The organism is Dactylosporangium maewongense (genome assembly GCF_039531485.1).
In the GTDB taxonomy this organism is placed as follows: Bacteria; Actinomycetota; Actinomycetes; order Mycobacteriales; family Micromonosporaceae; genus Dactylosporangium; species Dactylosporangium maewongense.
Window position 1 is genome coordinate 61,523 of the sequence record NZ_BAAAQD010000046.1, and the last position, 11,918, is coordinate 73,440.

Sequence of the window (11,918 nt, forward strand, 5' to 3'; positions counted from 1 at the left end):
GGGCGGCGCCGCACCCGGTCCGCTTGGCGACACTCCGGTCACCCACGCGGTGACAGGGATTCAGACAGCCAGCGGCGCCGGCGACTCCGCGCCCGGGATCAGCAGGCGGGGCGCGCCCGTGCCGTCGGCGGGCACCGACCAGACGTCGGGGCGGCCGTCGTCCTGGCGCAGCGTGTACCCGAGGGTGGACCCGTCCACCCAGGCCGCCTGGTCGTCGACGCTCGTCTGCTCCGCGGTCTGCGTCACCCGCATGGTGGCGAGGTCGAGCACCGACAGCCGCCAGCCGCGCTGCGGGTCGGCGTCGATCGCCTGCTTGAACGCGATCCGGGTGCCGTCCGGCGACAGCGAGGGGCACTCGACGTTGTCGCGCAGGGTTTCGACGGTGCGGGCGGCGAGGTCCCCACGGACGAGGTACCGGCGGCCGGCCGTCGACATCGTGGCGTAGAACCGGTTGTCGTCGGCGGCGAACGTGACGCCCCAGAAGTTCACGTCGACGTTGCGGTAGGGCTTGCCCTCGTGGATGACGGTGAGCTCCTCGAGCGAGCTGATGGTCGTGCCTGTCCGGGTGTCGAGGATGCCGGTGCGGGTGGAGAACCCGCTGCTGGTGTAGGAGTCGCCGCCGACGAAGACGGTCCACGCCACGAACCGGCCCGACGGCGAGACCCTGGCGCGGTTGGGCAGGCCGGGCACGGCCACGGTCTGCCGGGGGTGCAGGTCGGCGTCGAGGACGACCACCTCGTAGGCCCACGCGGTCTGCGGTCGCAGGCACACGCCCGTGCCGGCGGCCGCGTACACCCGCAGGCACTCCACTGTGGACACGGTTCGCGGACCGTTGGGGTCCGCGGCGGCCACGGTCGCGAGGTGCCGGTCGGTGATCGTGAGCAGGCGCGGCCCCGGTGTGAGCGTGACGGCGGCGTCCCGCCCGGGCCCGGTCCCGGTCCCGGTCGCAGCCGCGGGCTCGGCGCGGTCGGCGGCGAGTGCCGTGTAGCCCGCCGCGACGCCCGCGAGCACGACGACGGCGGCGGCGAGCACACCGATCCGCGCCTTGTTCGACAGTTGTGTCATCGCACCGGTCCCCGTTTCCTCAGCAGCAGCAGTGTCGCGACCACGACCACCGCCACACCGGCGGCCGCGGCCCGGCTGGCGGTCTGCGGGCCCCACGCCTGCCACGCGAGTCCGAAGAGGACGGACGACACCAGGTATGCGAGCGCCTGTCCCGTCTGGACGACCGCGATGCCGGTGGTGCGCAGCCGCGCCGGCAGCACCGGCCCGGCGAGGGCGATGAGGACCCCGTCGGTGGCGGCGTAGAACAGCCCGTGCAGCGCCAGGGTCAGCACGAGCAGCGGCCACCCGCCGACCGGGCCGAAGAGCAGCAGGTAGGCCAGGCCCAGCGCCGTGTAGCCGCCGAGGACCACCGGCAGCCGGCCGATCCGGTCGGCGAGGATGCCCAGCGGCGCGGCGAGCAGCAGGTACGCCAGGCTCGTGCCGACCGCCAGCATCGGGAACCACACGAGGCTGAGCTCCTCGCGGCGTTGCAGCATCAGGTACACGAAACCGTCGCCGATCGTGGCGAGCCCGAGCAGGCAGGAGGCCGCAGCGAGCCGCCTGACGGGCGCGTCGCGCAGCAACCCGAACGCGGCCTTCAGCGACACCTTGTCCGCCGCGGACTCGGGCGCCGCCGCGGGTTCGAGCGCTGCCGCGGACTCGGGCGCCGACGCGGGTTCGAGCGCTGCCGCGCGTTCGAGCGCTGCCGCCGGTCGTTCGCGGACGAACAGGGCCAGCACGACGACCGCGAGCGCCGCGATGCAGAAGCTGGTCACGAAGACCGCGTCGTAGGACTCGCCGGCGGCGGCCAGGACGGCGAGCGCGACGAGCGGGCCGAGGAACGCCCCGATGCTGTCCATCGTCCGGTGTACGCCGAACGCCCGCCCCAGCGCCTCCGGCGGCGTCGACTCGGTGATCAGCGCGTCGCGGGGTGCGGTCCGCACGCCCTTGCCGAGACGGTCGACGGCGATGACGGCGCCGATCGCCGGCACCGACCGGCCGGCGAGGAGCAGGCCGAGCTTGGCGACGGCCGACAGCGTGTACCCGAAGCCGGCGACCAGCTTGCGGGAGCGGAACCGGTCGGCGACGAACCCGCCGGCGAGGCGCAGGACCGCGGTCGCGCCGGTGTAGACGCCGTCCACGACGCCGTAGGCGAGCGGGCTGACGTGCAGGCCCAGCACGAGGTACAGGGGCAGGACCGCGGTGACCATCTCGGCGGACACGTCGGTGATGAGGCTGACCGTGCCGAGGGCGACGACGTTGCCGCTGACGAGCGCGATCCGGCGGCGGCGCGGGTCACCGCCAGGCGGCGCGGTGACCGGGCTGGTCACGGTCGACAGGTACACCCCGGTGGTCTCCCTCTCCTGCGGCTCCTGCGGGCAACGGTGCGCCATCGTCCGACGGCGGCGGATCTTCCCGCAACGCCCCGGAAACGGCGGGCCGGTGTGCAGCACATGAACGGGACTTTACATCGAAGTATTTCGTTATATGTTTACCTTACGGTACCGGTGCGGCCCATCGGCGTCCCTATGTTCCTTGCGCTTCTGCACACGCCCAGAGAAGGGTTTCTGGATGGGCATCCGTCTCACCCGCCCACAGGTGACGATGGCGACGGTCGCGGCGCTGGTCGCCGCCACCGCCACCGTCGTCGTGGCCGCCGCGACTCCCGCGTCGGCCGCCACGGCCACGTTCACGCCCGTCGCCGACACGTACGTCCAGAGCGACACCGCGTCCACCAACTACGGCACGGCGACGCAGATCGTCGTGGACAACTCGCCGGTGCGCCGCGTCTTCCTGCGGTTCACGGTGTCGGGCGTCAGCGGCACGGTCACCGCCGCCAAGCTGCGCCTGCGCACCATCAGCGGCAACGACGGCAGCCCCGCCGGCGGCACGTTCAAGGCCATGAGCAACACGACGTGGTCCGAGACGGGCACGACCTGGAACAACCAGCCCGCGATCGACGGCGCCACCCTGGGCACCATCGGTGCCGTCACCAAGGACGGCTGGTACGAGGTCGACGTCAAGGCGCTGGTGACCGGCAACGGCACGTTCAGCATCGGCGGCAGCTCCAGCAACTCCGACGGCGCCTACTACGACTCGCGCGAGAGCGGCGCCGACGCCCCACAGCTGGTCATCACCACCGGCACGACCACGCCGCCCTCGGGCGACCCCGTGTTCGTGGGCGCCGGCGACATCGCCAACTCCGGCTCGGGCGACAGCGCCACCGCGGCGCTGATCGACAACATCCCGGGCACCGTCTACACGCTGGGCGACAACGTGTACGACAGCGGCACGGCGAGCGAGTTCAACTCGTACTACGAGCCGACGTGGGGCCGGTTCAAGGCCCGCACCCGGCCCTCCCCCGGCAACCACGACTACGTCACGTCGGGCGCCTCGGCGTACTACAGCTACTTCGGCTCCGTCGCCGGCCCGTCCGGCCGTGGCTACTACTCGTTCGACCTCGGCAACTGGCACATCGTGTCGCTGAACTCGAACATCAGCATGTCCGCGGGCTCGGCGCAGGAGCAGTGGCTGCGCTCGGACCTCGCGGCCAGCAGCAAGCCGTGCACCCTGGCGTACTGGCACCACCCGCTCTTCACGTCCAGCTCCAACCACGCCCCGTCGACCTCGACGCGCCCGCTCTACCAGGCGCTGTACGACTACAACGCCGACGTCGTGCTGTGGGGCCACAACCACGTCTACGAGCGCTTCGCCCCGATGAACCCGAGCGGTGCCCTGGACAACGCCCGCGGCCTGCGCACCTGGGTCGCCGGCATGGGTGGCGCCAGCCACTACGCCTTCGGCACCATCCAGCCCAACAGCGAGGCCCGTAACAGCTCCGCCTACGGCGTCCTCAAGTTCACGCTCCACGCCAACACGTACGACTGGCAGTTCGTCCCCGTCGCCGGCCAGTCCTACAGCGACAGCGGCACCGGTTCCTGCCACTGACCGCACGCTCCACCGTCCGCCGGGGTGCACGTGTTCCGTGCGCCCCGGCGGCCCGGCACATGACGAACGGCAGCCGGAACCTTGGCCGTCCGGCACTCCCCCGCGTGCCGCCCGCGACAATACGGTCCACGGCATGGATCTCACGTGGTTGCAACGGTTCGGCGCCGCCAGCGGCGTCCTGCTCGGGCTGTCGATCGGCGTGCCGGGCGCGGTGGAGGCGTTCACCGGCGAGACGTCGGCGACGAGCTTCGTCCTCGGGCTCGGCACCGCGCTCTCCGCGCCCGCCGTCACCGCCCTCTACCTGCACCATCGCGCCACCGCCGGCAGGTTCGGGGCGGCCGCCTACGCGGTGAACGTGCTCGGGCTCGGGCTGTTCACCGGCGTCGCGTTCGCGCTCAACCTGGTCCTGTTCCACCTCGACGAGTCCACTGTGGACACGCTGCGGGACGGACCGTTCGGCACGGCGCTGCTGATCAGTGCCGTGGTGTTCGTCGCCGGCACGATCCTCTTCAGCGTCTCGATGCTGCGCTCCGGCGGTTTCCCGAGGCTGCCCGCGGCGGGTTACGGCGTGTCACTGACGCTGCTCGCGGCCCTCGCGCCGCTGCCGGACACGCCGGCGACGAGCCTGGTACACGTGCTGGCCGCGGCGTCGATCGGATGGCTGGCACTGTCCGTGCTGCCGGCCTCCGGCGGACAGTAGCCTGAATCGCATGATGCGCCCGCCGTGGCTGCCGTTCGTCGTGTACGGCGCGGTCCTCGCCGCCGGTCTGCACCATCAGGTCAGGGCCGGCGGCGTCGCGCAGGCCGCCGCGCTCGTCGCCGCGATCGGGGCGCTCGCCGGCCTGGAGCTGGTCGAGCGCCGCGTCGCGGCGCCGGCGGCGGTGTTCCTGACCGCCAGGACCGCGATGTTCGTGCTGGTCGCGGCGCTCGACGGCGACGGGCTGTCCAACCTACTGTTCCTGCTGGTGCCGTTCGCCGCGTACTTCGCCTACGGAAGGAAGGTCGCGGTCACGCTCGCGGCGGCGGGCGTGGCGGTGCCCGTCGGGTGGCTGAGCGTCGCCGACCCCCACTGGTACACCGACGGCGAACGCGTCAGGGACGTGCTGATGCTGGCCGTCGGCATGTGCCTGGCGGTCGCGATGGCGGCGGCCGCGGTCGGCGAGTCCGACTCGCGGGCGAGGCTGCGGCTGGCGCTCGACGAGGTCGCGGAGCTGTCCGCGGCGGCGGAGCGCGGACGGGTCGCCCGGGACCTGCACGACAGCCTCGGACACCACCTGACCGCGGTCAGCATCCAGCTGGAGAAGGCGGCGGCGTTCCGGGAGCGGGATCCGGTGGCGGCCGATCAGTCGGTACGGGCGGCGCGCGACTCGGCGGCACGCGCCCTGCACGAGGTGCGCGGCGCGGTACGGGCGTTGTCGGCGCCGTTCTCGCTGACCGGCGCGCTGGCCGACCTCGCCGGCGAAGGGGTGGACGTGGCGGTCCTCGGCGACGAGCCGGACCTGCCGCTGGCGGCGCGGATCGCGGTGTTCCGGGCGGCGCAGGAAGGCGTGACGAACGCCCGCCGGCACGCGGGCGCCGGCCGGGTCACGGTCCGGGCGACGTTCGGCGGCGGCACGGCGCGGCTGGTCGTCGCCGACGACGGGCACGGCTTCGCGGCCGGCGCGGCCGAGGGCTTCGGGCTGCGGGGCATGCGGGAGCGGCTGGCCGCGGTCGGCGGCAGCGTCGCCGTCACCACCGGCCACACCAGCCGAGACGCGGACACCGGCGAAGTCGCAGGCACCGGCGGAGGCACGGACACCGGCCGCGCCACCGCAGACGCGGCGACCCACCGCAGCGGCGACGGCGGCCCCGCGGCCACCGAGCACCGCAACAGCAGCGCGGCCACCGGCCGCAGCGGCGGAGACACGGGCACCGGCCGCGCCGGCGGAGACACGGACAACGGCCGCAGCGGCGAGGACGGCCCCACGGCCACCGAGCACGGCGACGGCGGCGACGGCGGCACCACGACAACCGGGCACGGCAACGGCGGCGTGGCCACCACGTACAGCGGCGGCGGCGCGGCCACGAAGCGCGCCGGCGGCGGGCCCGGGGTCACCCTCACCGTGACGGTGCCGGCGGCATGACGGCCGTCCGGGTCCTCGTCGTCGACGACCAGCAGCTGGTCCGCGACGGCATCGCGTCGCTGCTGGGCATCCAGCCGGGGATCGACGTCGTCGGCACCGCCGCCGACGGCGCCGAGGCGGTCGCGAAGGCCCTCGACGCCGCGCCGGACGTGGTGCTGATGGACGTCCGCATGCCGGTCATGGACGGTGTCGAGGCCACCCGGGAGCTGTGCGAGCGGCTCCCGGGCTGCCGGGTCGTGATGCTCACGACGTTCGACGACGACGAGTACGTGACGCGGGCACTTCGGGCCGGCGCCGGCGGCTACCTGCTCAAGGACCTGGCCGCCGCCGACCTGGCCGCGGCGGTCCGCCTCACGCACGCCGGGGTGGCGCCGCTCGCCGCCGGGGTCGCCGCCCGGCTCGCCGCCGCGACCCCGGACCCGCCGGCCCCGGCGGGCGGCGCGCTCACGGCCCGGGAGGTGGAGATCCTGCGCCTGGTCGCGACGGGCGCGACGAACCGCGAGATCGGCCGGGCCCTGTTCGTCAGCGAGGGCACGGTGAAGAACCACGTGTCGCGGGTGCTGACCCGGCTCGGCCTGCGCGACCGTACCCAGGCCGCCCTCTACGCCCGCGAGCACGGCCTCCTCGCTGAATGAGCACACCGCCGCGGTCCCGCCTTCAGTGGCTGACGGGCACGCCGCGGACGTAGACGGCGCGGATGTCGTGCAGGGCGGCGGGGTCGCGCAGCGGGTCGCCGGCGACGATCAGGAGGTCGGCGTCGAAACCGGGCGCGACGCGGCCCTTCCGGTCGCCGAGCCCGCACACCGCCGCGGCGACCGACGTGACCGCGCGGAGCGCGTCGACCGGCGTCATGCCGATCCCGGCGAGCTGCGCGACCGCCCACCGCACGACGTCCGGCGGTTTGATCGGGGCGATGCCCGCGTCGGTGCCGGCGGTGATGACGGCGCCCGCCTCGTACATGCGGCGACTCCCGGCATGCAGCAGCGGCAGGCGGGACAGGACCGCCGGCGGCGGGCTGAAGCCCGGGACCGGCCTGACGCCGATCGTGATGCCGAGCGCCACCCCCCGCGCCACGATGGCGGCGAGCACCGCGTCGGGGACCGGGTCGACGCTGTCCGCGGTCATGAACGACACGTGCTCCAGCCCGTCGACCCCGGCCGCGAGGGCGTCGGTGATCGCCTGGGTGCCGTGCGCGTGCGCGGTGACGGGCAGCCCGAGCCGGTGCGCCTCGTCGACCGCGGCTCGCAGCTCGGCGACGCCGAACTGTGACCGCTCCGGCAGGGTGCCCGGCGTGAGGTTGCCGCCGCTCGCCATGATCTTGACGATGTCGGCGCCGCGTTCGGCGCGCTCGCGGACCGCGGCCCGGACCCGGGCGGCACCGGCAGCGGTGGCACCGCCGAGGAAGTGGCAGTGCCCGCCGGGTGTGGTGATCGGCGGCCCGGCGGCGACGATCGTCGGCAGCGTCGGGTCGCCCGCCACCGCGTCGCGCAGCGCGAGGGCGAGGTAGCCGCGGTCGCCGAGGTCGCGGACCGTGGTCACGCCGCCGCGGGTGGCGTGCCGGGCGGCGGCGGTCATCGCGGCGAGCGCCGCCGCCGCGTCGCGGCCCGCGAGGGCGCCGACCGGGTCGGTGGACGCGTCGAACGCCAGGTGCACGTGGGTGTCGACGAGCCCGGGCAGGATCGTCGCGTCGCCGAGGTCGACGACGGCCGCCCCGGCGGGCACGGGCGCGCCGGTGCCGGCGGCGGTGATCCGGCCGCCGTCGACGATCACGACCGGGTCGGGGGTCAGGGAGCCGGCGGCGCCGTCGAACAGCCGCGCCGCGCGCAGGACGATGGTCACGGCGCTCAGGATGCGCCCGCACCGCCGTCCGGCGCATCAGTGCTACCACGGAGGTGCCACTCAGCCGCGCGGGCCGAGAGGGCGCGGCGCTCCTCGTCGCTGTGCGCCGCCGCGGCGGCCCGCCGGAACAGCTCCGCGGCGCGCGCGTGCTCGCCGAGCCGCCCGGTGAGGTCGGCCTCCACCGCCAGGGCGTGCGGGTGCCCGTCGAGCGCGCGGACCGCGGCGAGCAGCGCCAGGCCTTCCCGCGGCCCGTACGCGTAGCCGTGCGCGACGGCCCGGTTGAGCTCGATCACCGGTGACGGCTGCGCGGCGGCGAGCCGGTCGTAGCACGCGGCGATCCGCGCCCAGTCGGTCAGGTCCGGCGAAGGGGCGGTGGCGTGGCAGGCGGCGATGCGGGCCTGCAGCGCGTACGGGCCGTCGGCCGTCACCCGCCGCAGGACCTCGACAGCCTCGGCGATCGCGGCGTGGTCCCAGCGGCCGCGGTCCTGCCGGTCGAGGGTGAGCAGCTCGCCGTCCGCGCCGCGGCGGGCGGCGCGCCGCGAGTGCTGGAACAGGAACAGTGCCAGCAGCGCCGGCACCTCCGGCTGGCCCGGCATGAGCCGCTCGACGAGCCGCGCCAGGCGGATCGCCTCGTCCGCGAACGCGGGTTCGCCGTCGGCGTTGTAGCCCTGCGTGAACAGCAGGTACAGCACGGCCAGGACGCCGGGAAGGCGTTCGGTGAGCGCCCGGCCGGCCGGCACCCGGAACGGGATGCCGGCCGCCGCGATCTTCGACTTGGCCCTGGTGAGCCGCCGGGTCATCGCGGACTCGGTGACGAGGAACGCCCGGGCGATGTCGGCGGTCGGCACCGCGCAGATGGTGCGCAGCGTCAGCGCCACCCGCGCCTCGAGCGGCAGCGCCGGATGGCAGCAGGTGAAGATGAGCCGCAGCCGGTCGTCGAGCTCGCCCGGGACCGCTTCCTCGGCAGGGGTCAGCACAGCGATCTCCTGCACCTTCCGGCGTTCCACGGCGGCGCGGCGCAGCACGTCCACGGCCCGGTTGCGGGCGACCGTCATCAGCCACCCGCCCGGGTTGTCCGGCACGCCGTCGCGCGGCCACCGCTCCAGGGCCGCGGCGAGGGCGTCCTGCGCGCAGTCCTCGGCCAGGGCCCAGTCGCCGGTGACCCGGATCAGCGTGGCGACGATCCTCGGATAGGCGTCGACGGCCGCCGCCGCGACCGGATCGCCGTCAGCCGGCGGGTTATGCAAAGGTCGCGAACGGCCGCAGCTCCAGCCGCCCGGCCCGCGCCATCGGGTGGGCCCGGGCGACCTCGATCGCCTCGTCCAGGTCGGCGCACTCCAGGATGTCGAACCCGACGATGACCTCCTTGGTCTCGGTGAACGGGCCGTCGGAGACGAGCAGCTCACCGTTGCGGACCCGGACGGTCGTCGCGGCGGACGTCGCGGCCAGCTGGTGGCCCGTCACCCGCCGCCCGGCGCCGTCGTGCCCGGCGACCCAGGCGACGATGTCCGGCTCGGGCGCCGGGTCGGTGTCGGGCTCGGTGTCGGTGCAGACGAACATCATGTACTTCATGGTGACGGGCCCTTCGTTCGACGGGATCTCACCATGTTGACGAGCGGGACCCCGCCGACCGGACAGCATGCGCGGAAAAAATTACGCGAGCTGGAAGCGGGACACGACCTGCTGCAGCTCCGCCGACATGCGGGCGAGGTCGTCGGCCGACGTGCGGGTCTGCGTGACGCCGTCGTTGGTGACCTGGCTCGCCTGCGCGACGCCGCTGATGTTGCTGGCGATCTCGTTGGCGCCGGACGCGGCCTCGGCGACGTTGCGGGTCATCTCGTTGGTGGTGGCGCTCTGCTGCTCGACGGCGGCGGCGATCGTCGTGGCGTACTGGTTGGTCTCGTCGATGACGGCCGCGATCTGGGTGACGGCGGCGACGGCGGCGGCCGCGTCCTGCTGGATCGCGTCGATGCGGGCGGAGATGTCGCTGGTCGCCTTGGCGGTCTCCTGCGCCAGGTCCTTCACCTCACCGGCGACGACGGCGAAGCCCTTGCCGGCGTCGCCGGCCCGCGCCGCCTCGATCGTCGCGTTCAACGCCAGGAGGTTCGTCTGCTCGGCGATCGCGGTGATCGCCTTCAGGACGGTGGTGATCTCGCCGCTGGAGTGGCCGAGCTTGCGGATCGTCTCCGACGCCTGCTGCGCGGTCACCACGCCGCCGCCGGCGACCCGGGCGGCGTCGGCGGCGCTGCGGGCGATCTCGGCGATGGCGGCACCCATCTCCTCGGTGCCGGCGGCGACCGTCTGGACGCTGCTGGACACCTCCCCGGCCGACCGTGACACGACGGCGGCCTGGGTGCTGCCGTCCGCCGCGCTGACGGCGATCTGGTTGCTCACCGCCGACAGCTCCTGCGCCGCCCCGGCGAGCGACGCGCTGCTCGCGCCGACGGCGAGCACCGACTCGCGCAGCTGTCCGGTGGCGGTGTTCAGGGCGCCCGCCATCGCGCCGAGCTCGTCGGCGCCGGCGACGTCCGCGGTCCGGGTGAGGTCCCCGACGGCGATCCCGGCGACGACGTGCCCGACCTGCGACACGGCCCGGACCAGCTGACCGGCGACCATCAGCGCGAACAGGACCGCCAGGGCGAGCCCCGCGACGAGCAGCGCCCACGTCCAGCGCTGCGCGTTGTCGTACGCGTCGCGGACCCGGTCCCGGCGGTGCTCCGCGGCGACGCGCTCCGCCTCCCCCGTCCGCTGCACCAGGTCGAACACCTTCGAGGCGAGCGGGGCGGTGACGTCGTCGCGGATCCGTTCGATCTCGGCGAGGTTCCCCGCCCTGCTGGCCGCGAACAACTGCGTCGTGACCGCGTCGTGGTAGCCGGCGAACGCCGCCGCGATCTCGTCGGCGCGGGCCGGCGTGCCGGTCGTCCCGCGGTATGTGGCCAGGTCCGCGGCGAAGCCGGTGGCGGCCGAGGCGACCTCCTGCTCGTACGTCGCCTTCTTCGCCGGGTCGGTGCTGAGCGCGTGGTTGAGCGCGGCGACGCGCACGGTCGAGATGTCGTTGCGGGCCTCGCTGAGCCCGGCGACCGGCAGCAGCCCGCGGACGTACAGCGCCTCCGCCTCCGTCTTGAGCTCGTGCAGCCGCACCGACGCGAGGGCCGCGCCGGCGACCGCGACGACGCCCAGGATCGCCACCACGAGCAGCACCTTGGTGCGGACCGCCCGGTTCGCGAGCCAGCGCGTCATCTCCATCACCTCGAGGTTCAGATCGGTTGCGGTCAGGTGCACCTGAGGTGACTCCCCGCACCGTTTCGCCCGCTGCACCAGGGGCACCACTACTGGTGGGTGCCGGCAGCGGCACCGGACCGACCTTCTGTGATTGGGGTTCGCCATGGGACTGAGCGACAAGATCGACAACCAGGCGGAAGAGACCGCCGGCAAGGTCAAGGAAGGCGCGGGCAAGGCCACCGGCAACGAGCGGCTCGAGGCCGAGGGCAAGGTCGACAAGGCCTCGGGCAGCCTCAAGCAGGCCGGTGAGAAGGTCAAGGACGCGTTCAAGGACTGAGCGCGGTGAAATAAGGCCTGCGTCCCGCCGGGACGCAGGCCTTTCACATGTCCGGCTACAGGTCCAGGACCAGGATCGTCTCGGTCAGCAGCCGGCGGGCGAGGACGACGCCGTCGTCCGTCGACAGGCCGGGCAGGTCCGCGATCGCGTGCGCCCGGCCGTCGAGCAGTGCCCGGACCGCCGCCACGCAGACCGCCGGCATCGTGACCGTCCGGTCCGGTGCCGCGATCGCGACGTGCCCCGGGTCCGGCTCCGTGACCTGGATCCGCAGGCCGGGCCGCAGCCGGACCCGGTCGCCCGCGGCCAGCCGCGCGAGCGCCGCCGCCTGCGCGACCGGCCGCAGCGGCGCCGGCCGGGCCCCCGCTCCGCGGCCGCGGCGCCACCGGTCGGCGACGTCGTCGGGG

The 11,918-nt window shown here is 74.4% G+C and carries 11 protein-coding genes and 1 pseudogene; 5 read left to right on the forward strand and 7 right to left on the reverse strand.

Features of this window, described 5'->3' with window-relative positions; all coding sequences use genetic code 11:
• Positions 1–60: 60 nt before the first annotated feature.
• Positions 61–1,065 (reverse strand): TolB-like translocation protein, encoded by a 1,005-nt coding sequence (locus ABD332_RS55400; protein WP_344514429.1) that lies wholly within the window; start codon positions 1,063–1,065, stop codon positions 61–63.
• Entirely contained in the window at positions 1,062–2,438 is a 1,377-nt protein-coding gene (locus ABD332_RS55405) for an MFS transporter (protein ID WP_344514431.1), read from the reverse strand. Before ABD332_RS55405 ends, ABD332_RS55400 begins: the two co-directional genes overlap by 4 nt.
• Positions 2,439–2,616: 178 nt before the next feature.
• Between ABD332_RS55405 and ABD332_RS55410 the strand changes: the two genes are divergently transcribed.
• The 4 genes from ABD332_RS55410 (at position 2,617) to ABD332_RS55425 (ending at position 6,751) form a co-directional block, all read left to right on the forward strand.
• A complete protein-coding gene (locus ABD332_RS55410; RefSeq protein WP_344514432.1) occupies positions 2,617–3,993 on the forward strand; it encodes a CBM96 family carbohydrate-binding protein in 1,377 nt (458 codons plus the stop codon).
• A 133-nt stretch (positions 3,994–4,126) separates the two neighbouring features.
• Entirely contained in the window at positions 4,127–4,693 is a 567-nt protein-coding gene (locus tag ABD332_RS55415; RefSeq protein ID WP_344514434.1) for a hypothetical protein, read from the forward strand.
• A gap of 10 nt (positions 4,694–4,703) precedes the next feature.
• Positions 4,704–6,116, forward strand: coding sequence for a sensor histidine kinase (locus ABD332_RS55420; protein ID WP_344514435.1), 1,413 nt, complete (start codon positions 4,704–4,706; stop codon positions 6,114–6,116).
• Positions 6,113–6,751 carry a response regulator transcription factor gene (locus tag ABD332_RS55425; RefSeq protein ID WP_344514437.1) on the forward strand — a complete coding sequence of 213 codons (639 nt, stop codon included), beginning with the start codon at positions 6,113–6,115 and terminating at the stop codon, positions 6,749–6,751. The genes ABD332_RS55420 and ABD332_RS55425 overlap by 4 nt, the downstream gene beginning before the upstream one ends.
• Before the next feature lie 22 nt (positions 6,752–6,773).
• Here ABD332_RS55425 and ABD332_RS55430 read toward each other — a convergent pair whose 3' ends face one another.
• The 4 genes from ABD332_RS55430 to ABD332_RS55445 all read right to left on the reverse strand — a co-directional run bounded on the left by ABD332_RS55430 (position 6,774) and on the right by ABD332_RS55445 (position 11,195).
• A complete protein-coding gene (locus ABD332_RS55430) occupies positions 6,774–7,955 on the reverse strand; it encodes an amidohydrolase family protein (protein ID WP_344514439.1) in 1,182 nt (393 codons plus the stop codon).
• A 5-nt stretch (positions 7,956–7,960) separates the two neighbouring features.
• Positions 7,961–9,202 carry an RNA polymerase sigma factor gene (locus ABD332_RS55435; protein WP_344514440.1) on the reverse strand — a complete coding sequence of 414 codons (1,242 nt, stop codon included), beginning with the start codon at positions 9,200–9,202 and terminating at the stop codon, positions 7,961–7,963.
• On the reverse strand, positions 9,195–9,527 hold the full coding sequence (locus ABD332_RS55440; RefSeq protein WP_344514442.1) for a YciI family protein: 333 nt from the start codon (positions 9,525–9,527) through the stop codon (positions 9,195–9,197). The genes ABD332_RS55435 and ABD332_RS55440 overlap by 8 nt, the downstream gene beginning before the upstream one ends.
• 81 nt (positions 9,528–9,608) lie before the next feature.
• Entirely contained in the window at positions 9,609–11,195 is a 1,587-nt protein-coding gene (locus ABD332_RS55445) for a methyl-accepting chemotaxis protein (protein ID WP_344514444.1), read from the reverse strand.
• A gap of 145 nt (positions 11,196–11,340) precedes the next feature.
• Here ABD332_RS55445 and ABD332_RS55450 point away from each other — a divergent pair, with 145 nt between their 5' ends.
• Positions 11,341–11,514 (forward strand): CsbD family protein, encoded by a 174-nt coding sequence (locus tag ABD332_RS55450; protein WP_344514446.1) that lies wholly within the window; start codon positions 11,341–11,343, stop codon positions 11,512–11,514.
• 55 nt (positions 11,515–11,569) lie between these two features.
• On the opposite strand, the pseudogene ABD332_RS55455 reads toward ABD332_RS55450, so the two are convergent.
• Positions 11,570–11,918 (reverse strand): annotated as a pseudogene (locus ABD332_RS55455) (cupin); the annotation flags it as partial.

What these genes read in the sequence shown, in the direction of transcription:
- ABD332_RS55400 (WP_344514429.1), bottom strand. Translation starts at nt 1,065, where the DNA reads ATGACACAACTGTCGAACAAGGCGCGGATCGGTGTGCTCGCCGCCGCC.
- ABD332_RS55405 (WP_344514431.1), bottom strand. Translation starts at nt 2,438, where the DNA reads ATGGCGCACCGTTGCCCGCAGGAGCCGCAGGAGAGGGAGACCACCGGG.
- ABD332_RS55410 (WP_344514432.1), top strand. Translation starts at nt 2,617, where the DNA reads ATGGGCATCCGTCTCACCCGCCCACAGGTGACGATGGCGACGGTCGCG.
- ABD332_RS55415 (WP_344514434.1), top strand. Translation starts at nt 4,127, where the DNA reads ATGGATCTCACGTGGTTGCAACGGTTCGGCGCCGCCAGCGGCGTCCTG.
- ABD332_RS55420 (WP_344514435.1), top strand. Translation starts at nt 4,704, where the DNA reads ATGATGCGCCCGCCGTGGCTGCCGTTCGTCGTGTACGGCGCGGTCCTC.
- ABD332_RS55425 (WP_344514437.1), top strand. Translation starts at nt 6,113, where the DNA reads ATGACGGCCGTCCGGGTCCTCGTCGTCGACGACCAGCAGCTGGTCCGC.
- ABD332_RS55440 (WP_344514442.1), bottom strand. Translation starts at nt 9,527, where the DNA reads ATGAAGTACATGATGTTCGTCTGCACCGACACCGAGCCCGACACCGAC.
- ABD332_RS55445 (WP_344514444.1), bottom strand. Translation starts at nt 11,195, where the DNA reads ATGACGCGCTGGCTCGCGAACCGGGCGGTCCGCACCAAGGTGCTGCTC.
- ABD332_RS55450 (WP_344514446.1), top strand. Translation starts at nt 11,341, where the DNA reads ATGGGACTGAGCGACAAGATCGACAACCAGGCGGAAGAGACCGCCGGC.